Below are 22,085 nucleotides of genomic sequence, written 5' to 3' on the forward strand. Positions count from 1 at the left end.
TAGCTATGCAACAAAGCCGAATGACATCAATAGTTCACGCACTAAACTAGAAGTTTATGCAGTTGTGTGTCCGCTACTCGGATGACAGAGTTTCGAAAGAAGTCTAGCAAGAAATGTCCTTGTCTTAAAAATTTAAATGTTATATTGTTGTTCATACGTTTCTCATAAAAAAATTTTCAATGCTATTGCCTTTCTTACTAATTCTATCTCTAATTGCTAAGTTCATTGAAATTGACATTTCCGTACCTAGTTTTCCTGATATAGTCCGCTATTTTAACGTACCGGAAGGAACAATTCAATTAACTATCGCATATAACTTTTTGGGTTTTTGCATTGGTGGATTATTTTTTGGTCCATTGTCTGAATGCTACGGCAGAAGAAAAATGATGATTATAGGTAGTACCTTACTGCTAATCGGTGCTATTGGTTGCGTATTTGCACCATCGGTTTTTTGGCTTTTAATTGCTCGTTTTATTCAAGGTATTGGTGCCAGCGCGTCTGTAGTTGCGTTTGCCATAGTTGGAGATAGTTATCAAGGTGACAAAGCAGTAAAGTTTATAGGTATTATGAACGCAACTCTAACTATAGTAATGGCAATTGCGCCTGTTTTAGGAAGCTTTATTAATGAAGCTGTAGGATGGCGTGGTAATTATGCAACTGTTGCAGTAATTTGTTTGATCTCCTGGATTTTACTGCTTTTAGCGCTACCGGAAACAAAAAAAGACCGCTCGGTTTTCAGTTTAAAAAAAATGATGCAAGACTACAGGCAGTTATTATCTAGCTCAAAATTCGTTACATTGTCTTTAATACCAAGTCTCTTTTCCTCTGCATATATGTCATTCATTACTTGTGGACCATTTTTATATATGGAAACTTTTGGGTTGCCAAGCAAAGTTTATGCACTACATCAAGGTATGATAGTAGGCTCCTTTTCTCTGACAAGCTTGTTTTCTGGTAGAATCCTACAAAAATTTGGAGCAAGAGGGTGTGTAATGAATGGTACGGTTATCATAGTTATTGGCGCTCTACTACTTACAACATTAAGTGTATTCACACCTTATTCTCCTTACTTGATAACGCTATCTATGATGATTTTTTCTATTGGTGCTGCAATCTGCCAGGCAGTAGTTTTTAATGCAACAATGAATGTTTTTCCTGAAATTAGAGGCACAGCCTCTTCTGCAGTTTCATGCATAAGATCCTTTATAATGGCAATTTTTATAGGCTTAACAAGTTATGTCTACAATGGCCAAGTAATTAGTGTATCTCTTCTTGTTTTATCTGCAGTAATGTTAGAACTTGTTTTTACTGTATATTTGTTACGGTCACCTGAAAGTTTTGAGTCGACAAAGTAGCAGTATTTGATTGCCATTTTATGCTAAAATTGCTTTCTATGTTTGGCTATAGATTTAAATAAAAAAGAGCGGGAGAAGGGGTTCGAACCCTCGACCTCAACCTTGGCAAGGTTGCGCTCTACCAACTGAGCTACTCCCGCAATTAAACTTAAAAAATAGTGTAAATTTACTTCTTAATTATAGATACAGATAACAAATTGTAAACCCCCATGTATATGAAAAGTGCGATGAAGTAAAAGCAGTTTAAAATTACAGATTTTTATTTTGTGTACTTAAAGCTTATTTTCAATTATTATCAGTTTTTAATTGCTGAGCTAAATATATTAACTTCATGGGAATATTTTTATACAAAGATGATTTACCATCTAACGTAATACCTGACAATATAAGCTCTATAGCTATTGATACAGAGGCAATGGGATTACTCCATGCTAGAGATAGATTGTGCCTTGTGCAGCTCTCTACTGGTGATGGCAACGCTCACTTAATTCAGCTTAAAAACGATTACAAAGCTCCAAATTTAAGAAAAATATTAGAGGATAAAAATATAACTAAAATATTTCATTTTGCTAGATTCGACATAAGCATAATGCATTATTACTTAGAAACTTGGGCACTTCCATGCTATTGCACAAAAATAGCTTCACGCTTAGCGCGAACTTACACAGATAATCATAGCCTAAAAGAGTTATGTGCTGAATTATTAGACATTAAATTAAATAAACAGCAGCAATCCTCTGATTGGGGCACTGAGCATTTAACAGAAAAGCAAAAAACTTATGCTGCTTCTGATGTCTTGTATCTCCACAAAATAAAAGAAAAGCTAGATTTGATGTTGAATCGTGAAAATAGAAAGGAATTGGCTCAAAAGTGCTTTGAATTCCTTCCTACACGTATTGAGCTGGATTTAATGGGATGGGACAATACAGATATATTTAACCATCAAATGTAATGCTTTGTAGAATAAATATAGCACCTCGTTACTGATTAACTATTATTCTTGCTTTTTTCAAGATACAAAGTCTATTAAAAAACCATACATTTTCACCATGGTTGTTGCAAATTAGTAAAAATTTTTTATAATAAAAGAAAAACATAGGTATTAATACATGGCAAATCATAAAAGTGCTAAAAAAATGATAAAGGTAATAGCAAAGCGCACTTTGGTAAACAAGATGCGTAAAAATAAAACTCGTACTGCTATTAGAAAGCTAGTTGACATAATTAAATCTGGTGACAAAGAAAATGCCATTTTAGCATTTCGTAGTGCTGAATCTAATTTACATAAATGTGTAAATAAAGGTGTTGTCCATAAAAATACTGCTGCGCGTAAAATAAGTCGCTTAAACGCGAAAGTAAAAGCATTAATGACCGCATAGTATGGTTAATGTAAAGTTAATCGAATTTATATATACTTCTTTACCCTCTATAAAATTTAAGTAGCTTAAGTGATGGATAAAAAGGCGTTTTTAGAATTAAGCGATGGATCAAAAATTGAGCTTCCAGTATTGAGCGGAACAACAGGCCCTGATGTGTTGAATATTAAAGATTTATATAAGACAACAGGATTATTTACTTATGACCCAGGATTTGTTTCCACAGCTTCATGCTCCTCCAAAATTACATTTATTGATGGAGATGAGGGAGTTCTGAAATATAGAGGACATGATATAGCTGACTTAGCTGAGAATAATAATTTCACATCTGTGATTTATTTATTACTCTACGGCGAATTACCAAGTGCAGAACAACAGAAAAATTTTCTTTTAAAAATACAAGGTTTATCAAAAATATCAGAGCAAGTCATAAATGTAATCAAAGCATTTCCAAAAACAGCTCACCCTATGTCGATTTTAGTCGCATGTTTTGCGAATTTGGCAGCACTCTACCACGAAAAATATGGCAATAATGTCAATAGTGGAAATTTAGATTTTGGAATTTCTGCAATAGCGCAAGTTCCTGCTATTGTTGCAATGATCTATAGGCACATTAGTGGACAAGAATTTACAGATGCAAATAGTGAGCTCAGCTACAGTGAAAATTTTTTCAGAATGATGTTCGGCAATGCTATAAGTAGCGACAAAAGTACTCTGTTTGCAAAAGCTTTGGACAAGATATTTACTCTCCATGCTGATCATGAACAAAACGCTTCTACAGCTTCAGTTAGGCTTTCAGGATCGGCTGGTTCTAATTTATTTGCATGCCTTTCTGCAGGAGTGGTTACACTTTGGGGGCCAGCGCATGGTGGAGCTAATGAGGCAGTTATAAACATGCTGAAAGAAATAGAACAAAGTGGAGACGTTGATCAGTTTATTCAAAAGGCAAAAGATGATAAAGACCAATTCAAATTAATGGGATTTGGACATCGTGTTTATAAGAACTACGATCCGCGTGCACGCATATTGAAAGACACATGTAATGAGGTTTTGAGTAAGTTAGAACAAAATAATAAACTGCTCGAGATTGCAAAAGCACTTGAAGAAATAGCTTTAAAAGATGAATATTTTACCCAGCGCAAGTTATACCCCAATGTTGATTTTTATTCAGGCATAATAATGAATGCTATTGATATCCCTTCAAGTATGTTCACTCCTATTTTTGCACTCGCAAGAACTACCGGTTGGGTTGTTCAGTGGTACGAAATGATGAACGATAAAGAAACCAAAATCTGCAGACCAAGACAGCTATACACAGGCAATTAAGCACTCTTCTATTTTTTAGCTTGCAACTCTGCAAGGGCCAGCATCAATGCTGGCTCTGTTGCTTTATGGCTTTGTGTCTAAAAAGCTTTTTATTTTCCCTACGTCACCCGCAGTCAAATTATGAGGCGTTAGAATTGCAGTAAATGCGTTCTTTTGATCGCTTGGCTTAAAATTAATCCTAACATCAAGATCCAAGTTAGTATCATCTTTGGCCTTTATTATTGTCTCTTGATTTTGAACACCTGTGTGATGACTAAGTATTAACTCACCGAAATTATATCCAATCACCTTGTAATTTCCTCCCTCTTGGGTAGTGCTTGTTGTAAAACCTAATCCTAAACCAACTGGTTGCATGTTTTTGTCATATTGATAACCCAAATGAAAATTATTGTATATGGTTGGTAGTGTAAATTCGTCATCAACAACATCGCTACTAAAATATGTATATTCACCTATCATAAATTTACCATGATTAAAATATTAATTTTAGCATTAATTTATTAATTAAATGTGTATTCTAATACCAATAAAGCCTTCTATCCCCTACCCTTTCTTTATTGGTTAATCCATAGCTCAGACTATAACTCACTTAAAGCCTAGACTGCTTTTAAAATACAACCACAGCAGCCTATGATTTTTGCATTTTTACCATAGAATTCAACCTAGAAAAACGATTGTTTAGTTCGTTTCCTTATTGAACAGCCTCTTTTCTTCCAATAAGCTTTGTAGCTCACCTTTTTCATACATCTCTCTAACGATGTCGCAACCACCAATAAACTCTTCTTTGATATATAATTGTGGAATTGTTGGCCAGTCAGAAAACTTTTTTATGGATTCACGTATCTCATCATTTTCAAGTACATTAACATGCTTAAACTCTACATTCAACTTTTTGAGAATTGACACTACGAGTCCAGAAAACCCGCACTGAGGAAAATCAGAAGTACCTTTCATATATAGCACGACATCATTTTCTGTTATATCTTTTTTTATTTGTTCAAAATCATTCATAAATCTACCTTAATCTTCAATATTAGTTTCTAACTGCAAGGCATGTATAGATTGACCTTCTAAAGCTTTATACACCATTCTATGTTGCTCTATCTTTGTCTTTCCTAAAAAGCACTTAGAAGTTATTTTCAAGTGGTAGTGGTCATCATCCCCAGCAAGGTCATTGATCTCTATAGCAGAGTTAGAGAACGATTGTTTAATTATCTTCTCTAATTCGTGAATTGCAATAACCATTAATTTCCTTAAACCACAATACTTTTAATTATAAATTCAAAACAACTGAGCGCAATAAAAAGTAGAAGAATATTATAGTAATGAAGTGATAAATTATGCAAGAGATCTTAAGTTATGTATCACGCATTTGGATGACATATCTTCAAAAGTAGGTTATTTTTTTACTTTAGTTAAGAAAATACATCTATGGGTATTAAAATTGCACCTTCTATACTTTCAGCAGATTTTGCAAAATTAGGAGAAGAATTAAAGGAAATTAATGGCTTGAATGCAGATTATATACACATAGATGTTATGGATGGAAGTTTTGTTCCAAATATCACAATTGGTCCGAACGTTATTTCCGCGATACGCAAATACAGCAGTATTCCTTTTGATGTGCACTTGATGATTAATTCTCCTGGCAATCATATTGAAAGTTTTATAAATGCAGGCGCCGATATAATCACTATACATGCAGAGGCGGAAATACATCTTGAAAGGCTAGTAAAAAAAATAAAATCATATAAAAACATAAATAAGCCAGAAAAAATGATTCAGGTTGGAGTATCAATTGTTCCTTCAACTCACCCAAGTGTGCTTGAATATATAATACATGAGTTAGATATCGTCCTAATTATGACAGTCAATCCTGGTTTTGGTGGGCAGGAGTTTATTTATTCGCAGTTGAATAAGATATCTGACGTAAAAAAAATGATACAGGAGCGTAAGCTTAAAACACAAATTTCAGTGGACGGAGGAGTAAACCTTACTAATGCAACTGATATAATAAAAGCAGGTGCAGACATTTTAGTTGCCGGGTCAGCAATATTCAAATCTGGAGATATGAAAAAAGCTGTAAATGATCTTAAAAATCTATCACAAAATTAATAGACATGTAGACTTTGGCGTGTTTGTGCTTATTATTTAATTAACATATTAGCGTAAGCCAATGCAGCAACAACAGCAGTATCTACCCTTAAAATTCTTTTTCCTAGGCTTAATTTTTGGCAAAACTTGTCAGCAAAATTAAGCTCATCAGATGAAAAGCCACCCTCAGGGCCAACAATAAGAGCAACATTTTTCTTACCTTTCAGGGCTTCATTTGGGGATTGTCCTTTACCTGTTTCGTCACATAAAACAAAATTTTTGTTCTGAGAATCAGGTAAATCATAAAAATTAACAGGAGGCAAAATTTCTGGCACATTTATCCTACCAGACTGCTCTGCCGCTTCAATTGTTTGTAATTTTGCTCTATCAAGATTAACATTTTTCACTACTGTGTGTTCTGTAGAAATAAATTGAATGCAGGTTACGCCCATTTCAGTTGCCTGCCTTATTACATTGCTCAAAGCAGCACTTTTTATCATAGCACAATACAGGTATAAATTTTCTTCATATTGTTGCTCATGAATACACTCTTTTAGCCTGACCTGCACCGATTTACGTGATATCTCTGATATTTCCCCTAACCATTCCCCATCTTTTCCGTTAAAGAAAAAAATATTGTCTTGCTCTTTAAGCCGCATTACATTGCAAATATAGTGACTTTGCCGCAAATTGAGCACTAAATTCATGTTTTGTAGTAAAGCTTCCTCAGTGTAAAGCCTAATTTTTTCCATTCAATATACAGTTCTACTAATGGTTAATTTATCAGATAAATGTTCTTCTGCAAACCGCATGATGATCTGATAGTTACATAAACGCAATTATAGCCAGAAAGTACATATAGCTTTTTTGCCTTAATATTTATCATTTTTTAAGACTAAATGATTAGAATACTAGACGACTGTTAAAGTGAGGTTTAATTGTGACGGTAAATTTTCTAATAGAAACCAATATTCTACCATTCTATCTGTATTTCGACTACATGTATGATATCTAATCTAACGTAAAAATTGAATCTAAATACAATTTTTGGTTGTTAATTTCAATTTTTAATAGAAAAAGATATTGACATGCGCAACTATTAAGATGTATAGATAAGTAGCTTTTAATATTGAGGTTTTTAATATGACTATAGATATAAGTACACTCACTGCTCGTGCAGGTGAGTTACACAAATGCGTCTCTCAAAATGAGAAACGAGAACAAGACATAAAAGATAAATTACTGCATGATACAATAAAAGCTAAAGTAACAAAGAAAAAACATAACCCGTTGCGAAATCCATTTAAAATGGATGGAACAATTACAAAGTGCATAGCATTACTACGAGATGGTGCTAATCCAAGTAAACTAGAACTACCTGAAAAAGATCTAAAAGTGTTACCCATAGCACAAAGACAATATTATTATAACTTTATAGAAAGATTGCATAAAGAAATAGAAAAAATAACTTTAAAAATAGTAAATAAGGAGAAAAAAGCACCTTTACAAAGTGAAAAAACACACTGCAACGCTATTCGAAAGAGAAGTGAAAGTAATGATAGTGCATATGGAAGCGATGGTAGTGATATTGAAAGTGATAGCTTAACTAATGAAAGTGAATACTCAACAGATGATGCCATACCTTTAATATCTAAGCCACACTCAGAGCAATCTTCACAAGAAGAGAAAAGCAAAGAAAAAACTCCAAAACCTAAGAAAAAATTCAGAGGTCTTAATGTTAGAAGAACAGGCAGAAAATTTGAACCACTTAATAAAAGTGGAAAAGCTGGAATAAGCAACAAAATAAATTCGATAAGACAATCGATAGGACAATTGCTTGTAAGAAAAAACACACAGATTCTACAACCGGACACAAATCCTTACCATAATCTTGACAGTAAAGACAATGAAAATAATTCTACTGCTGTCAGTGGAAACGTAAAGATACAAACAAGTACTGAAATAAAAGATGACAGTAACTGTTTATTAGAAGCAATAAAAAATGGGGATCAAGAGCAGTTTAAAGATCACCTAGAAAGTGGTGAAGATATCACCATCCAAGACGAAGAAGGTAATAATATTTTACATCTTATTGCTTCACTAAAAAAGAAGCAAAAATGTGAATTTTTAGATGAATTAGTGAAGTGTAAGAAAATACCACAAGAAAATTTAGCACAACTCATTAGTTGCCAAAATAAAGATGGAAAAACTCCTCTACAGATAGCATTAATTGCTAAAATAGAAAAAGAAAACCATCAATACGATAAACCTAGAGATAGTGATAATACACTTAAATTTCTTTCAAGATTGCTAGAACTTGGAGCTAATCCTAATCAGTTAGAATTGCCTGAGGAAAGCTTGAAAAATTTGCCTAAAACAAAAAAGGACTATCATCGTCATTTCTTGAAAAAATTGACTGAGTTAGTCAAAAATCCCCAATTAACCGAAGATACAACAAATAAAGTAATAATCAAAGTTGCACAAATTATTGATAGTGATGGTTATCCATTACATTCAGCAGTTCGTGATGGAAATAAAAATCAGTTCAATAAACTCTTACAAAGAGGTTGTAATATTACCACTCAAGATGCAGAGGGAAATACAGTTCTACATTATGCTTTAAAGTTAAAGAAAGGGCTAAGACTTAACTTTACTAGGTTTATATTAGAAAAGAATAAAGAATTATTAAATACTCAAAATAATGATGGGCTGACACCTATTTATATACTGTTAGAACAGATAAAAAAGAAAAATGAAGATCGATCTTGTACGGATAGGCAGTTTGAAAAAACTGGTAGATATCAAATTTTAAAACTATTGATACAAAGTAGCGCTGACATTACTGCTCAAGACAACAAAGGCAATAATGTCCTACATAATATTGCTTTACTAAAAGAAGAACAAAAAGTTACATGTTTGGAGTTGGTTTTAAATTCAGTAAAACAAGAAGAACTTAATAATGCTTTCAACGCCACTAACCAGAAAGGACAAACACCATTACAAGTTGTGTTGATTGCTAAGATTACAAAAGATAACCATAAATGGATCAGTCCTAAAAGCCGCGATAATACAATCAAATTCTGTGTAAAATTATTGCAAAATGGTGTTGACCAAAAGCAGTTCACATTACATGAGAGGTTATGGAACAGAGAGTATTATAAAACTATAAAAGGAATAGAAAAATTAATAGGTAAATCGCTTATTTCAGATGATATGAGAACTGAACTGAAGTGTAATTTTGGCAAGAAGTTTAAAGCACGCGATATTATGAAGTATCTCAATAATGTTGTTTATAAAGTGGTGGTAACACTTGTATTTGCTGTTTCAATATCTGCAGTAATATTCAGTGCGTCTCAAGGAAGTATTGCAATTGAAATTGCCTTACCTATTATAGCAGCTATTGGTATTTGTTATCTTATTTGCTTAAATGTAGAAAATATCTACAAAGGATTTGGAAAAATAAAAGAAAAATTTACTGCAAAAGAAGAAGTTACACCCCAAGATAACATCATAACAGATAATACAGATTTAATGCAGCACAACAACTTTGATGAAAATATAGAAAATAAGCATGAAAATCAAGCAGCGCAGGAGTTACACGATCAACCAGAGTGTGCTGAAAAACCAAGCACTCAGATGGACAATATATTTGTTAGAGCAAAAAGCGGTCTTAATCACCTATTAGGTTGCGTGGGAATACAAGGAAGTTCTGGACACAATAGATAAACATAACTCTAAAGTATTTAATAAACTCTTTTCTCTGGAGCTATGAAATCGATCTCATCGGTCAGAGTTTTTTCAGCCACCTTTTTATAATCAATTTTTACATTAATTTGACCTTTCTTTTCTTCAAGCCATGCAATAGTATGCTTCATCCAATTTGTATCATCACGTTCAGGAAAATCTTCACGAGCATGTGCGCCTCTACTTTCTTTTCGATTAGCTGCACATTCCATGGTAATAACAGCTTGTGGAATCATATTATCAAGCTCCAGTGCTTCAACCAAATCACTATTCCATATCATACTACGATCCTCAATTGCAATGTCAGGCATCATTTGCGCCACTTCTTTTATTGCTCTTTTGCCTTCTTCCAAAACTTCAGCAACACGGAATACCGATGCATACTTTTGCATAGTGTTCTGCATTTCGCTCCGTATTTTTGATACTCTGAAGCTTCCAGAAGCAAATCGCATTTTGTTAAATCTATCTATTATCCAGTCTGTACAGCTTGAGCTCAACTTTTTATGTGGTGTTCCAGGTTTGAGCAGCTCTTTCACTCTTAACGCTGCAGCCCTACCAAACACTACTAAGTCAAGTAATGAGTTAGAACCGAGTCTATTTGCACCGTGCACAGATACGCACGCAGCTTCACCAATTGCAAATAATCCTTTTACTACTTCTTCTTTACCTTTTTTTAAGGTAATTACTTCTCCATAATAATTGGTTGGAATGCCGCCCATATTGTAATGAACAGTTGGAATCACAGGAATTGGATCTTTAGTAACGTCAACTCCAGCAAAAGTCTTTGCTGTTTCGCTAATTCCAGGCAGTCTAAGTTTGATTACCTCTGGATCAAGGTGCGCTATAGTTAAATACATGTGATCCTTTTTTGGTCCAACCCCCCTACCCTCTCTAATTTCGATTGTTATGGCACGACTCACCACATCACGCGATGCCAAATCCTTTGCTTTTGGTGCATAGCGCTCCATGAATTTCTCACCTTCAGAGTTCACTAAATAACCACCTTCACCACGACACCCTTCTGTCATTAAACACCCAGATCCATATATCCCGGTTGGATGAAATTGTACAAATTCCATATCTTCAAGTGGTAAACCGGCCCTTACTACCATACCATTACCATCTCCTGTACATGTATGTGCACTTGTCGCAGAAAAGTAAACACGCCCGTATCCACCAGTTGCTAATACCACTCTATGCGCACGAAATCTATGCAATGTTCCATCACAGAGTGACCAAGCAATCACCCCACAACATGCACCAGTTTCATCGTCCATGATTAAATCGATTGCAATATATTCAACAAAAAACTCAGCACCAAATTTTAAACATTGTTGATATAGTGTATGGAGAATTGCATGCCCAGTTTTATCTGCCGCCGCACAAGTACGTTGAGCTGATTTTCCTTTACCAAAATGAGTTGTCATGCCACCAAAAGGACGTTGATATATTTTACCATCCTCTGTGCGAGAAAAAGGTACTCCAAAATTTTCAAGTTCAATAACAGCTTTCTCAGCATTCTTACACATATATTCTATTGCATCTTGGTCTCCAAGCCAATCTGAACCTTTGATTGTATCATATGCATGCCAACGCCAATCATCTTCACAAACATTGCCAAGAGCAGCGCTAATTCCGCCTTGTGCCGCAACCGTGTGACTACGAGTTGGGAAAATTTTAGACACACAAGCAACAGAAAATCCAGCAGCAGTCATACCAAGAGTAGCACGCAAACCCGCTCCACCTGCACCAATTACTACTACATCATACTCATGTTCTATTATCTCATACGCTGACTTATCCATATTTCTTACTTTGTGATTACAAGCATATAATATCACAGCAAAGGAAAAAATCTATATTAAGTTTTCTAGTTGTACAGTGCTAAAGTAGACTAGACTTCTTTCGAAACTTGCTTGTGTGAGGCAAGTGCTAGCAGCACACGGAGCGGAAAACCGCAGCGTACTCAACATACATGAGGATTTGAGCACCGAAGCGACAACGCAATTTCCCACAGAAGTAGAGTTTCGAAAGAAGTCTACTGATTTCAGTACTTGTTTTAAAGATGCAAGTACTGGAAACACATATAGCTTTATTCCAGATATTTTTTTACCTGCATCATAGCCTTTTTCTTTAGCAGTATCGGTGTTTTTTACACTTTGACAGTCAACAATACAAAAGCTGACTTTCTCGAATTTTTGCAACTTACAATGATTTTAGTAAAAAAATCAAATTTACTTTAAGCTACATAACCTATTGAAGATGAGGCTCTAGTGTATCTGGAATTTGAGTTGCAACAGATATCATATTACTTCCTACTTCTTTCTTCTCTTGCTTTGATGCTTTGGTAAATTGCACTGCTGACAATATTGCAAAAGCTATCCCTGCAACTATTAAGGTGCCAAACACAGGTGCAAGAAACCCAAGTCCACCTCCAGCAATACATAAATGCGCTGCTAATCCAAGATTAGCTAACGATGCAACAGCAGCTACTGTCCCTATAGATAAATTGCTTTTTTGTTTATCACATTTAGTTAATCCTGTAATTAGGTAAGCCATTGATAATATTGCAAAATTTATCCCTACAGCTGCTGCGCTCAACATTAATGGCGCTACAAATAATATCCCCATTCCTATTTCTTTGTATTTAATTATATAAAGTAGGGATGCAGCCGATACTAAAGCAACTGCTGAACCGAGACCGGTCGTTCCTGCTATACACAAACGTGTCTTATTATATTTCATCGTAAATCTCCTAACGTATTAAGCTTTGTATTTAATATATCAATATTTACAGCATTTGTCAAGAAATCACTGGGTACATTCAGTGCGCCTACTTAACCGAAAAGAGACTAATATTAATGGATTTTTAATAGTGTTTCATGGTAAACAATAGTATGAAAGTAAATAAAAGAAAATAATTCTGCAAAATGATATTACGTAACCTACTGTTTTTATTGCCACCTGAAATTGCTCACTCTTTGGCAATTATGGCGTTAAAAAAGATGCCGCGTAAAAAGCCTATAGAGCTACCAGAGTCTTTAAGTGTGAATTTTTTTGGTAATAAACTGAGAAGTCCTATAGGTCTGGCTGCAGGTTTTGATAAGAATGCAGAAGTTATAAGACCTATGCTCTCTTTTGGTTTTGGATTTGCTGAAGCTGGCACTGTAACTAAAAACCCACAATATGGAAATAAAAAACCAAGAATTTTTCGGTTAATCAAAGATCAAGGAATAATCAATAGATTAGGATTTAATAATAAAGGAATAGACTATTTTCTTAAAGCACTAAGTAAACTCAAGCTTGATGACTGCGTTTTTGGTATCAATATAGGAAAAAATAGCACATCGAAAGATCAAATCAGTGATTATGTTGATTTAATCAAGATGGTATATGGCAAAAGCAATTATATAGTGCTAAATATCTCATCACCTAACACGCCTAATTTGCGTAATCTACATAATAAACAAGAGTTATCGGAACTGTTGAAGGCTATAACTTTAACCCGCGAATCATCTGTCATCCCAGTAGCTGACTACTCGGATCCAGAAAAAAATATAGATTCCAGCGTCACGCGCTGGAATGACACCCTACCTGATGCTGATTTTTCACTAAAACGACAGTTATGCGAGAAGTCTAGTGTCAAATCCATACCAATAATATTAAAAATCTCACCAGATATAGATCAGCATACGAAAGAAAATATTGCTGAGCTGGTTATGGAATACAAAATTGACGGATTGATAATAAGCAATACTACGGTGAGGCGAGATAATTTACATTCTCATCATAATGAAATTGGTGGACTCAGCGGTAAGCCATTGTTTAAACTTTCAACTGAATTATTAAGAGATATGTATAAGCTTACTAATGGCAAAATATTACTGATAGGATGTGGAGGCATTTCAAACGGTGCAGGCGCATATGAAAAAATAAAAGCAGGAGCATCTTTAGTGCAACTGTATACTGCTCTCATATACTCTGGACCTCAAATCGTAAACAAAATTAACCTGGAGCTTGCTGAATTATTAAGAAGAGATGGATTTAATCACGTCAGTGAGGCGGTAGGATGTGCATATACTACTTAAGTAATCTAATCCACAGCTATATGAACGTTACAGCTTTAACACGCTGTAAAAATAAACAGCTACTATTTTTTTAGTAATTGAGTAAAATAGGTTGAAAGATTATGAGGAAGCGTTGGAAAATAAAATAAAAAAAATAATAATTTCAGGAAAGGAAGTGTGGCCAATTATTGAGGGCGGTAAAGGTATTGCAATTAGTGATGGAAGTTCAAGCGGTGCATTTGCTGCAGCGGAAGCTGTTGGTACATTTTCTGGTGCAAATCCTAAGCTGATTAATGAGAACGGCAAGTTAGTGCCATTGATTTACAAAGGCAAAACAAGAAATGAAAAACACAATGAATTGATTGAGTATAGCATTGAAGCTGGAATTAGCCAGGCAAGGCTAGCAAATGAAATATCAAAAGGCCGTGGAAGAATACACATGAATGTGCTATGGGAGATGGGGGCTGCAGAACGTGTGCTTCATGGCATATTAGCAGGGGCAAAAGGTTTGATTCACGGTATTACCTGTGGTGCGGGTATGCCATATAGGCTTGGAGAAATCGCAGCCACATATCAGGTTTATTATTACCCAATTATTTCATCAGTACGTGCTTTTAAAGCGCTGTGGAAGCGTGCATATCAAAAAGCATCTTCTTATCTTGGTGGAGTGGTTTATGAGGACCCATGGCTTGCTGGTGGCCATAATGGACTGAGTAATAGTGAAGATCCAGAACTACCACAAGCTCCTCTTGAAAGGATCATTGATCTTAGATCTTTTATGAATGAGGTTGGTCTTTCAGACACGCCAATAATTATGGCAGGAGGGGTATGGCATTTAAAAGATTGGGAAAACTGGTTTGATAATCCACAAATTGGGCCAATAGCTTTCCAGTTTGGCACGCGTCCACTTCTAACAAAGGAAAGCTCAATTTCTGCAGAATGGAAAAAGAAACTATTAACTTTGGAGGAAGGAGACGTATTTTTAAATAAATTTAGTCCAACTGGATTTTATTCATCTGCAGTGAGGAATAATTTTATACGTGAATTGCAAGAGAGAAATTCACATCAAATAAAATTTTCAGAGAATGTTAGCGAAGAGTTTGATAGTGAATTTGCAATCGGTAGCAGAGGTAGAAAAATTTATCTGACTTCAAAAGACAAAGAGATGGCAAATAGATGGACTGAAACAGGGTACAAAGAAGCAATGAGAACTCCAGATTCAACTGTTATTTTTGTGACACCAGAGAAGTTTGGAGAAATAAGACAAGATCAAATAAATTGTATGGGATGTTTGAGCCATTGTTTATTTAGCAATTGGAAAGATCACGATGATCATTCAACAGGAAGAAAGCCAGATCCACGCAGTTTTTGTATACAAAAAACACTGCAAAATATTGTACATGATGGCGATGTTGAAAATGAACTCATGTTTTCCGGGCATAATGTGTATAAGTTCAAGCAAGATCCATTTTATGAGAATGGCTACATACCAACAGTAAAAGAGCTAGTAGAAAGGATATTAAGTGGATATTGAATATAAATACTTAGCGTTTAGTCTTTAATATAAGCTTCAAAAAGCTCACTGTTGCAATGCTGGTAAATAAAACAAGTAATTTAGGTCGCAATTTATTAATAAATACATGCTATAATTACAATATTTAAGATAAGCAAAATGACTTCCTGTTATTCCAGTAGTAATTTAAAAAATATAAAAACTGCTCCTTTAAGTAAGTACATAAAATTAAAAGTTACCTCTGGTGACAACAAACTCTCTGATGAAGATGTAGTTTATGATGGTCTGAAAGGAGAAGCTAAGTATCGCGCTCCGGTATGCGAGGCTCAGATAGAGTTTGATGGGAAAATCGTAGGCAATTTTTTTACGAAATGGTATTTCTATAATGAGGACCAATTTTGTACAAATGATTTTGTTCATCGTTACGTAGAAAATATAGAACAAATACCACTTACCTCTCAAAAAGGCGCAGTATTAATAAGAGTTAAGAAGGATGAAAATGATAACAAATTTAAGTTTGCTATCTGCGATGAAAAAGGCAACATAGATGATAAATATGAAATGATAGATCCTGCGCATATTTCATACACTGATAGTAAGCTAAATAAAATCGATCTTGGGCTATATCAGGATAAAGAGCATCCACCATTTGTAATTAAAAAGGGTGGTGAATTAGGATCTTTTGACGGATTCCATGTAGCAGAATTGTACGTGAATGATGAATCTGCTCAAAGGTTAGGCATGTTTCCTATGGAATATGGGGTGTGTTTTCCTAAAGATGAAAAATGCATTGTACTTAATTATATTGACGGAAGCTTTTTGAAATTTGATGATAAAGACTATTATCCGGAGTCTGGTAATGAAGATCTTTCTGCATTTCCTGTATTATCGGAATATAATAAAAATGATCATAAGTATGTCTTCATTAATGCTTACCCTACACAGAGTGGCATACTTCTTGGAATGCCAACCCCAAATGGGCAGATTAATAGCGATTTCTATGCTCAACTTGATGAGATATTTGATAACTGTAAAGTTGATACCTCTCAGGTGTTATAAAAACTGCAACATGCGTAGAGCTATGGTGCTAGCCTTCTACTCTCCTAAAAATTTCTTACCATAAACAAAGCTTCATAAAGAAATCTAGTAAATATTTGAGAAATTTAACGTATTTTCTTAGCTTTTTTATTGCTTTCTAATTTTTACTTTGCTTGCCTTAATAATTTATTAAAATAAAACGTGTAGTGCATTTGCTATTTATAATTTAACTACTTGGTTTTTAATAAAAAAGTATAGTAATTTATGGAGGTGCGTTTTATGTCAATAAAAAATAAAATTTCTGAACTAATAAAGCAACAGTTTACTACTGAAAACCGCGACAATTATTTGGCATATGCCATACATGATTGGGCTGCAAGTGAGCTATCTGATTCCATTGCTCTTTGTATAATTGAATGTGGTGATTGTCAAATCAAGTATATAAGCATTGCAAAATCATTTGATATAACAACAAAAGAAATTGAAGAAGGTGATATTGTCAGCATAAAAAGTAAAATAGAAAGTGTGGCTGCAAAAGAAGGTGGTGAATTTTTTGAGTTGATTTCTAATTTTAATCAATCATTAAGAGAGCAGAGTGAAGCGTCTATAATTCAAATTTTAGATTCATCTGCTGAAGAGATCTTAAAAACCTTTTGTGATAGCCCTGTAGAAAAAACAGATTCTCCAGAGTATAAAGAGAATAATATAAATGCGGAAGATAACTTCGCCACTTTACCTGAAGAGCCAATCGAAAGTAATCCTGTCAGTACTAGTTGGTTGTTCCCATGGAGTTAAGTTAGTATTATGCATACAGCTCCCACAACTGTACGAATATCCCGTAAAGCGATAAGACTGGTATTAAGGATCAACTAAGGGTGTCAGTCCTGTATCCTTCTCCTGTCATCCCAGTGCGTGACACTGGGATCTAGCAAGCGAAGGTTGCATATAATACGTTGTTGACATTGAAAATATATAAATAGATTCCAGCGTCACGCGCTGGAATGACAAAAACGTGTAGCATTTTGAGCGATGCAACAAAGCCGGATGACGATATTATTAATCGGTAAATCTTACTTATTCCAGCTATATCTGAGAAATTATCATCGAAGGAATAGTTATGTGACAGATATTACCAAATTTAATTATTGGAATTTATAATTGGGGGCTGCGTAATCTGATTAATAAAAGAAGAATTATCTCCGCTTAGTACTAAGTGTATATTTTCTGCTATTTTGTTCACTAAAGGAGCAAGGTCATCAAAATTTGAAAATTTTGACAGTACATAGTTTGCTAAACTTCTTTGATCTTCAGGTCTCCCTACTCCAAACCTTAAGCGCCAATAATCGTTACCAATAAAACTATCTATTGATTTAAGCCCGTTATGCCCAGCAGAGCTGCCGCCCTGCTTTATTTTTATTCTTCCAAGTAGAAGATCAGCATCATCGTGTATAACGACAACATTACCCAGTAAAATTTTGTAAAAATTTCTTATTTTTGAAACAGGGATACCTGAATTATTCATAAATGAATAAGGTTTTAACAATATAACTTTACTACCATTAACCATGCCAGAAGTTATCAAATAATCAGCTTTTTTAGAAAATGGTTGAAAGTTCCAATGTTTACAAATTGCATCAACAAGAATGAAGCCAATATTGTGGTAAGTTAACTCATATTGTCCGCCAGGGTTACCAAGCCCAACTATTAGATGCACTATTCCTCTGTTTCTTCTTTAGGCTCTTCAACATCACTATCAGCAGCAGAAATCGTAACAATTGTAAAGTTTTCTTCTTCATGAGCTCCAAGCTTTACACCTTCTGGTAATTTTACATCATTGATGTGTATAGATTGGCCAATCGTTTTACCAGACAAATCAATTTCTATAGCTTGAGGTATCTTGTCAGGAGAACATTTAATAGTAATAGAGCGGCATAAAACATTAAGAACTCCACCTAGCTTGATTCCTGGAGCTTTATTTTCATTTACAAACGATAAAGGTATATCTATTTTAATTTCACTGCCTTTGTCAACAAATTGAAAATCAACATGTTGTACAGTATCTTTCACTACATGCAATTGAATATCGCGCACAAGAGCATACTCTTTTTTGCCTGAAATATTCAACTCTATCAAATGTGCAGAAAGAGAACCTGATTTATATTGCTTTGTAAATTCCTTTGCAGATAATGTTAAATTTATACTATCATGGCCTTTTCCATATATAATTCCAGGAATACTGCCTTCTTTTCTTAAAGGTTGCATTGCTTTTGTTCTTGTCACATCACGTAACTCTGCGTTAATAGTTACTATTTCCTGTTGTGCCATTCGGTTACTCCTAATTTAGCTAAATCTAATAGAATATAACATAAAAATATCTATTTCAAAGAATAATCATTAAATATTATAGCACTATTCTTATATTATATAAAGCTAATCCAAAGTTGGAATGCATATGATACTTGTCGGGCAAGTAAATTAAGTTTTTCTTTTATGATTTTCATGCTAGAATGTGCTTCCTAGGTGAAATAAGTGGCTGCTGTTATGTGATAAACATAGCAGAGGAAAGTCCGGGCTCCAAGGAAAGATAGTGACGGATAATACCCGCCGGAGGTAACTCCAGTTATAGGGCTACAGAAAATTACCGCCTAATATTTTTAGGTAAGGGTGAAAAGGTGTGGTAAGAGCGCACCATGGCAATGGCAACATTGGTAGTCAAGTAACCAGCACTAGGAGCAAGATTAAATAAGAGTAGGCTTTATGTTTTCCTCATATCTACTCGGGTAAATCGCATGAAGTAAATGGTAACATTTATTCCAGATAAATAGCTACATAAACAGAACTCGGCTTATATTTCACCTAGATTTAAAAATCAGATGTATAACATAAGCCATAAACGCTTAAAGACTCATGCATTGTCCTTTACTTGTTCCGCTTGATATCCGCTACTATTTTCGTCTGCATCAGCATTAGAGAATTCTTCATCATCAATGTACTCTTTTAAAACATACCCTCTGCCCCAAACAGTTTCTATGTGACTTTTTCCATTATTAGCACTTTCGAGCTTCTTACGTAATTTACACATAAAAACATCAACTATTTTGTTATCTGAAGGTTCATCCAATCCATTATAAAGATGATTTAAAAACATTTCTTTTGTTAGAACTGTGCCCTTACGGAGCGCAAGCAATTCTATCATAGAATACTCCTTATTAGTGAGGTGAACTGTCTTACCTTGCACTTCAACGATCCTATGATCAAAATTGATATTGATATTACCAATCTTTATCACTGATTCAGGATGGCCTTTAGTACGACGAACTATGGCCTTAATTCGAGCTAGTAGCTCACTTTTATGAAATGGTTTAGTTAAATAATCATCAGCACCATAACCAAGTCCTTTAGCTTTTTGATTCACAGCAGACATGCACGAAAGTATCAAAACAGGAACTTTAATTTTTGCACTTCTAAGTCTGAGCAGTATGTCATATCCATCAATATCACCAGGTAGGTGTATATCAAGAATAACTAGATCGTAGTAATCCCCATTCGAAGAAACCATATTATTGTTGTAATCTTGCGCAGATGTCACAACATCACAGAAATGTCCATCAGACGTTAAAGCGTTAACAACAGTCTTTGCACTGATTGGATCATCTTCAATTAATAATATACGCATATTTCGTACCCCATAAAATAATTTATAATTTTAGTAATATATATAACTAAGGAAAGTAATAAATCAAATCTTTATTAACGAATGACAGAAATTACATCTATTCATTATTAATTAATAATTAACATACTGTTCCTAAATCGTATAAATAAATCTAAATACATGATAAATAAACAACATACCATAATAATAATACTACTTTGAGTAAATATTGAACTAAAGCTATTATAATTAAAGTGATGCTTGCGTTAATAAATATTTAACTATTTCATAAGCCTATGCTGTATTTTTAATTTACTTATATTTTTCGTATACTATTCTAAAACAGAAGTAATACTTTTAGGAATATTGTGTGGCAATATCAATTTTAGGTGCTGGTGCATGGGGCACAGCAATTGCAATTTCATTAAGTGATAAGAAAAATGTAATTTTGTGGACTCGCAGTAGCACTACATTTGAATCAATCAGTTCAAAAAGAGAAAGTGATAAGCTGCCTGGTTGTAAAATTCCTAGTAACGTATCAATAAAGTCAAGCATTGAAGATGCAGTTAATGCTTCAGCAATAATAATTGTTGTTCCAACGCAATCTCTTCGGGAAGTGTGCCAGCAGTTATATAATTGCAAATTGAAGGAAGATACGCCTTTAATTATAGCTTGCAAAGGAATAGAAAAATCTACACTAAAGTTACCAAGTGAAATAGTAAATGAAATTTTGCCGAGCAATCCTATTGCGATTTTTTCAGGCCCTAGTTTTGCTATAGAAGTTGCAAAAAAATTACCATATTCAATGGTTCTTGCGTGCCAGGATAATGCATTAGGTTTAAAACTGATGTCGGAACTGCAACAAGAAAACGTTAAATTGGAGTTTAGTAATGACATTATAGGAGTACAGATTTGTGCAGCGTTAAAAAATGTTTTTGCTATAGCATGTGGAATTATTTTGGGTAGAAAACTCGGGTTTAATGCTCATGCAGCGCTGATTACAAAAAGCATGAATGAAGTTAAAGCTTTGTATTTAGCAAAAGTTGATAACAATAATATGAATATAGATACTTTGCTCGGACCTTCGTGCTTAGGTGATTTAGTTATGACATGTACGTCCTTAAACTCAAGAAATCTATCTTTTGGGTTTAAAATAGGTAGCAGTAATAATGGTTGTGATATTCAACAAATTTTATCAGAGGGTAAGTCAGTGACTGAAGGTTTTAGCACTGCTGAGTCCACATTTTACTTAGCAAAAAAGCTAAAGGTGAAAATGCCGATATGTGAAGCAGTTTATAAATTATTGTATGAAAATGCTCCTATAGAGGATGCTATTTCTGTTCTGATAAGTTAATTAAATTATGGGATGCACAAATTGGTGGGTTTTTGCCGGATAAGAATGGAAGTGTGGAGGTGTAAGATGAAATTAAATCGAGGAGATATTGAGAATTTTGTTGATGAACCTTACTTCTCCAGGGGAGAATTTTACTTTAATCATGGACTGGTGCGGATCATATCTGTTAGTGATTTTGATGTGAAATCAAAAGTTGTTGGATCTAGGGTATATAAAGTAATATTAAAACATAATGATCAGTGCCTTGATGGAGAGTGTTCTTGCCCAGCATTTGAAAATTTTGGTCCGTGTAAGCATATAGCTGCAACAGGTTTTGCTTTGATTCAGTACAACAGGCAAGGATATTATTCATCTGCAGAATGTTCTGATCGCATTGATGAACAAGACCGCTTTGAAAAGTTACTACTCAAAAAGACAAAACAGGAACTTGTTGCAATAGTTATTCGTTTAAGTGATTATTGTCCAGAAATTATTATTGATGAACTGGAGAGTCAGGAGGAATTATAATAGAAAAAATTCGAGCAAGATGGTATGTAATTATAACAGCTATTTTTATAGGATTA

General features: G+C 34.3%; 22 protein-coding genes, 1 tRNA gene, 1 other RNA gene and 1 pseudogene. 14 read left to right on the plus strand and 11 right to left on the minus strand.

The annotated features are described in order from the left end of the window. Positions 1 to 179 precede the first annotated feature (179 nt). A complete protein-coding gene (locus ASM33_RS06465) occupies positions 180 to 1,355 on the plus strand; it encodes a multidrug effflux MFS transporter (protein WP_110409883.1) in 1,176 nt (391 codons plus the stop codon). 67 nt (positions 1,356 to 1,422) lie between these two features. On the opposite strand, the gene ASM33_RS06470 is transcribed toward ASM33_RS06465, so the two are convergent. Beyond that, positions 1,423 to 1,495 (minus strand) — tRNA-Gly (locus tag ASM33_RS06470). Positions 1,496 to 1,686: 191 nt separating this feature from the next. Between ASM33_RS06470 and ASM33_RS06475 the strand changes: the two genes are divergently transcribed. The 3 genes from ASM33_RS06475 to ASM33_RS06485 all read left to right on the plus strand — a co-directional run bounded on the left by ASM33_RS06475 (position 1,687) and on the right by ASM33_RS06485 (position 4,057). Next, positions 1,687 to 2,307 carry a ribonuclease D gene (locus tag ASM33_RS06475; protein WP_110409882.1) on the plus strand — a complete coding sequence of 207 codons (621 nt, stop codon included), beginning with the start codon at positions 1,687 to 1,689 and terminating at the stop codon, positions 2,305 to 2,307. A 157-nt stretch (positions 2,308 to 2,464) separates the two neighbouring features. Beyond that, complete coding sequence (rpsT, locus tag ASM33_RS06480; protein WP_110409881.1) at positions 2,465 to 2,734, plus strand: 30S ribosomal protein S20; 270 nt, start codon at positions 2,465 to 2,467, stop codon at positions 2,732 to 2,734. Between the two features lie 72 nt (positions 2,735 to 2,806). Next, entirely contained in the window at positions 2,807 to 4,057 is a 1,251-nt protein-coding gene (locus tag ASM33_RS06485; RefSeq protein ID WP_110409880.1) for a citrate synthase, read from the plus strand. 63 nt (positions 4,058 to 4,120) lie between these two features. Here the strand turns inward: ASM33_RS06485 and ASM33_RS06490 are convergent, their stop codons facing one another. The 3 genes from ASM33_RS06490 to ASM33_RS06500 all read right to left on the minus strand — a co-directional run bounded on the left by ASM33_RS06490 (position 4,121) and on the right by ASM33_RS06500 (position 5,302). Further along, positions 4,121 to 4,516 carry a hypothetical protein gene (locus ASM33_RS06490; RefSeq protein ID WP_110409879.1) on the minus strand — a complete coding sequence of 132 codons (396 nt, stop codon included), beginning with the start codon at positions 4,514 to 4,516 and terminating at the stop codon, positions 4,121 to 4,123. Between the two features lie 219 nt (positions 4,517 to 4,735). After that, positions 4,736 to 5,068, minus strand: a complete 333-nt coding sequence (grxD, locus tag ASM33_RS06495; RefSeq protein ID WP_110409878.1) for a Grx4 family monothiol glutaredoxin — start codon at positions 5,066 to 5,068, stop codon at positions 4,736 to 4,738. 9 nt (positions 5,069 to 5,077) lie between these two features. Then, positions 5,078 to 5,302, minus strand: coding sequence for a BolA/IbaG family iron-sulfur metabolism protein (locus tag ASM33_RS06500; protein ID WP_110409877.1), 225 nt, complete (start codon positions 5,300 to 5,302; stop codon positions 5,078 to 5,080). Between the two features lie 186 nt (positions 5,303 to 5,488). On the opposite strand from ASM33_RS06500, the gene rpe reads away from it, so the two are divergent. Then, positions 5,489 to 6,172, plus strand: coding sequence for a ribulose-phosphate 3-epimerase (gene rpe, locus ASM33_RS06505; RefSeq protein WP_110409876.1), 684 nt, complete (start codon positions 5,489 to 5,491; stop codon positions 6,170 to 6,172). A 32-nt stretch (positions 6,173 to 6,204) separates the two neighbouring features. Here rpe and ASM33_RS06510 read toward each other — a convergent pair whose 3' ends face one another. Further along, complete coding sequence (locus ASM33_RS06510) at positions 6,205 to 6,903, minus strand: 16S rRNA (uracil(1498)-N(3))-methyltransferase (protein ID WP_110409875.1); 699 nt, start codon at positions 6,901 to 6,903, stop codon at positions 6,205 to 6,207. 391 nt (positions 6,904 to 7,294) lie between these two features. On the opposite strand from ASM33_RS06510, the gene ASM33_RS06515 reads away from it, so the two are divergent. Beyond that, positions 7,295 to 9,877 carry an ankyrin repeat domain-containing protein gene (locus tag ASM33_RS06515; protein WP_110409874.1) on the plus strand — a complete coding sequence of 861 codons (2,583 nt, stop codon included), beginning with the start codon at positions 7,295 to 7,297 and terminating at the stop codon, positions 9,875 to 9,877. Between the two features lie 17 nt (positions 9,878 to 9,894). Here the strand turns inward: ASM33_RS06515 and sdhA are convergent, their stop codons facing one another. Continuing rightward, on the minus strand, positions 9,895 to 11,700 hold the full coding sequence (sdhA, locus tag ASM33_RS06520; RefSeq protein ID WP_110409873.1) for a succinate dehydrogenase flavoprotein subunit: 1,806 nt from the start codon (positions 11,698 to 11,700) through the stop codon (positions 9,895 to 9,897). A 124-nt stretch (positions 11,701 to 11,824) separates the two neighbouring features. On the opposite strand from sdhA, the gene ASM33_RS08485 reads away from it, so the two are divergent. Further along, positions 11,825 to 12,019, plus strand: coding sequence for a hypothetical protein (locus tag ASM33_RS08485; protein WP_162297594.1), 195 nt, complete (start codon positions 11,825 to 11,827; stop codon positions 12,017 to 12,019). On the opposite strand, the pseudogene ASM33_RS06525 reads toward ASM33_RS08485, so the two are convergent. Both ASM33_RS06525 and ASM33_RS06530 read right to left on the minus strand, forming a co-directional pair. After that, positions 11,977 to 12,078 (minus strand): annotated as a pseudogene (locus ASM33_RS06525) (IS5/IS1182 family transposase); the annotation flags it as partial. The gene ASM33_RS08485 and the pseudogene ASM33_RS06525 overlap by 43 nt on opposite strands. A gap of 70 nt (positions 12,079 to 12,148) precedes the next feature. Then, positions 12,149 to 12,640, minus strand: a complete 492-nt coding sequence (locus ASM33_RS06530) for a hypothetical protein (RefSeq protein WP_110409872.1) — start codon at positions 12,638 to 12,640, stop codon at positions 12,149 to 12,151. A gap of 185 nt (positions 12,641 to 12,825) precedes the next feature. On the opposite strand from ASM33_RS06530, the gene pyrD reads away from it, so the two are divergent. The 4 genes from pyrD (at position 12,826) to ASM33_RS06550 (ending at position 17,308) form a co-directional block, all read left to right on the plus strand. Beyond that, entirely contained in the window at positions 12,826 to 13,983 is a 1,158-nt protein-coding gene (gene pyrD, locus ASM33_RS06535; RefSeq protein WP_110409871.1) for a dihydroorotate dehydrogenase (quinone), read from the plus strand. Positions 13,984 to 14,095: 112 nt separating this feature from the next. Further along, complete coding sequence (locus tag ASM33_RS06540; RefSeq protein WP_110410564.1) at positions 14,096 to 15,496, plus strand: NAD(P)H-dependent flavin oxidoreductase; 1,401 nt, start codon at positions 14,096 to 14,098, stop codon at positions 15,494 to 15,496. Positions 15,497 to 15,634: 138 nt separating this feature from the next. Then, positions 15,635 to 16,534, plus strand: coding sequence for a hypothetical protein (locus ASM33_RS06545; protein WP_110409870.1), 900 nt, complete (start codon positions 15,635 to 15,637; stop codon positions 16,532 to 16,534). A 258-nt stretch (positions 16,535 to 16,792) separates the two neighbouring features. Further along, the gene (locus ASM33_RS06550; protein ID WP_110409869.1) at positions 16,793 to 17,308 is read left to right on the plus strand and encodes a WBM0748 family T4SS-associated protein; all 516 of its coding nucleotides are present in this window, start codon (positions 16,793 to 16,795) and stop codon (positions 17,306 to 17,308) included. Positions 17,309 to 17,651: 343 nt separating this feature from the next. Here ASM33_RS06550 and pth read toward each other — a convergent pair whose 3' ends face one another. Both pth and ASM33_RS06560 read right to left on the minus strand, forming a co-directional pair. After that, positions 17,652 to 18,227 carry an aminoacyl-tRNA hydrolase gene (gene pth / locus ASM33_RS06555; protein WP_110409868.1) on the minus strand — a complete coding sequence of 192 codons (576 nt, stop codon included), beginning with the start codon at positions 18,225 to 18,227 and terminating at the stop codon, positions 17,652 to 17,654. Further along, positions 18,227 to 18,838: a 50S ribosomal protein L25/general stress protein Ctc gene (locus ASM33_RS06560; RefSeq protein ID WP_110409867.1), complete on the minus strand. Its 612-nt coding sequence runs from the start codon at positions 18,836 to 18,838 to the stop codon at positions 18,227 to 18,229. The genes pth and ASM33_RS06560 overlap by 1 nt, the downstream gene beginning before the upstream one ends. A gap of 191 nt (positions 18,839 to 19,029) precedes the next feature. Between ASM33_RS06560 and rnpB the strand changes: the two genes are divergently transcribed. Further along, an RNA gene (gene rnpB, locus ASM33_RS06565) (RNase P RNA component class A) lies at positions 19,030 to 19,377 on the plus strand. A 41-nt stretch (positions 19,378 to 19,418) separates the two neighbouring features. On the opposite strand, the gene ASM33_RS06570 is transcribed toward rnpB, so the two are convergent. Continuing rightward, positions 19,419 to 20,189 carry a response regulator transcription factor gene (locus ASM33_RS06570; protein WP_110409866.1) on the minus strand — a complete coding sequence of 257 codons (771 nt, stop codon included), beginning with the start codon at positions 20,187 to 20,189 and terminating at the stop codon, positions 19,419 to 19,421. A 349-nt stretch (positions 20,190 to 20,538) separates the two neighbouring features. On the opposite strand from ASM33_RS06570, the gene ASM33_RS06575 reads away from it, so the two are divergent. Next, positions 20,539 to 21,522 carry an NAD(P)H-dependent glycerol-3-phosphate dehydrogenase gene (locus ASM33_RS06575; RefSeq protein WP_112477233.1) on the plus strand — a complete coding sequence of 328 codons (984 nt, stop codon included), beginning with the start codon at positions 20,539 to 20,541 and terminating at the stop codon, positions 21,520 to 21,522. Between the two features lie 66 nt (positions 21,523 to 21,588). After that, a complete protein-coding gene (locus ASM33_RS06580; protein ID WP_110409865.1) occupies positions 21,589 to 22,029 on the plus strand; it encodes an SWIM zinc finger family protein in 441 nt (146 codons plus the stop codon). Positions 22,030 to 22,085 lie beyond the last annotated feature (56 nt).

This window comes from Wolbachia endosymbiont of Folsomia candida (assembly GCF_001931755.2).
In the GTDB taxonomy this organism is placed as follows: domain Bacteria; phylum Pseudomonadota; class Alphaproteobacteria; order Rickettsiales; family Anaplasmataceae; genus Wolbachia.

Excerpts from the sequence above, each read along its gene's own strand:
- ASM33_RS06465 (WP_110409883.1), top strand. The coding sequence starts at position 180 with ATGCTATTGCCTTTCTTACTAATTCTATCTCTAATTGCTAAGTTCATT.
- ASM33_RS06475 (WP_110409882.1), top strand. The coding sequence starts at position 1,687 with ATGGGAATATTTTTATACAAAGATGATTTACCATCTAACGTAATACCT.
- rpsT (WP_110409881.1), top strand. The coding sequence starts at position 2,465 with ATGGCAAATCATAAAAGTGCTAAAAAAATGATAAAGGTAATAGCAAAG.
- ASM33_RS06485 (WP_110409880.1), top strand. The coding sequence starts at position 2,807 with ATGGATAAAAAGGCGTTTTTAGAATTAAGCGATGGATCAAAAATTGAG.
- ASM33_RS06490 (WP_110409879.1), bottom strand. The coding sequence starts at position 4,516 with ATGATAGGTGAATATACATATTTTAGTAGCGATGTTGTTGATGACGAA.
- grxD (WP_110409878.1), bottom strand. The coding sequence starts at position 5,068 with ATGAATGATTTTGAACAAATAAAAAAAGATATAACAGAAAATGATGTC.
- ASM33_RS06500 (WP_110409877.1), bottom strand. The coding sequence starts at position 5,302 with ATGGTTATTGCAATTCACGAATTAGAGAAGATAATTAAACAATCGTTC.
- rpe (WP_110409876.1), top strand. The coding sequence starts at position 5,489 with ATGGGTATTAAAATTGCACCTTCTATACTTTCAGCAGATTTTGCAAAA.
- ASM33_RS06510 (WP_110409875.1), bottom strand. The coding sequence starts at position 6,903 with ATGGAAAAAATTAGGCTTTACACTGAGGAAGCTTTACTACAAAACATG.
- ASM33_RS06515 (WP_110409874.1), top strand. The coding sequence starts at position 7,295 with ATGACTATAGATATAAGTACACTCACTGCTCGTGCAGGTGAGTTACAC.
- sdhA (WP_110409873.1), bottom strand. The coding sequence starts at position 11,700 with ATGGATAAGTCAGCGTATGAGATAATAGAACATGAGTATGATGTAGTA.
- ASM33_RS06530 (WP_110409872.1), bottom strand. The coding sequence starts at position 12,640 with ATGAAATATAATAAGACACGTTTGTGTATAGCAGGAACGACCGGTCTC.
- pyrD (WP_110409871.1), top strand. The coding sequence starts at position 12,826 with ATGATATTACGTAACCTACTGTTTTTATTGCCACCTGAAATTGCTCAC.
- ASM33_RS06545 (WP_110409870.1), top strand. The coding sequence starts at position 15,635 with ATGACTTCCTGTTATTCCAGTAGTAATTTAAAAAATATAAAAACTGCT.
- ASM33_RS06550 (WP_110409869.1), top strand. The coding sequence starts at position 16,793 with ATGTCAATAAAAAATAAAATTTCTGAACTAATAAAGCAACAGTTTACT.
- ASM33_RS06560 (WP_110409867.1), bottom strand. The coding sequence starts at position 18,838 with ATGGCACAACAGGAAATAGTAACTATTAACGCAGAGTTACGTGATGTG.
- ASM33_RS06570 (WP_110409866.1), bottom strand. The coding sequence starts at position 20,189 with ATGCGTATATTATTAATTGAAGATGATCCAATCAGTGCAAAGACTGTT.
- ASM33_RS06580 (WP_110409865.1), top strand. The coding sequence starts at position 21,589 with ATGAAATTAAATCGAGGAGATATTGAGAATTTTGTTGATGAACCTTAC.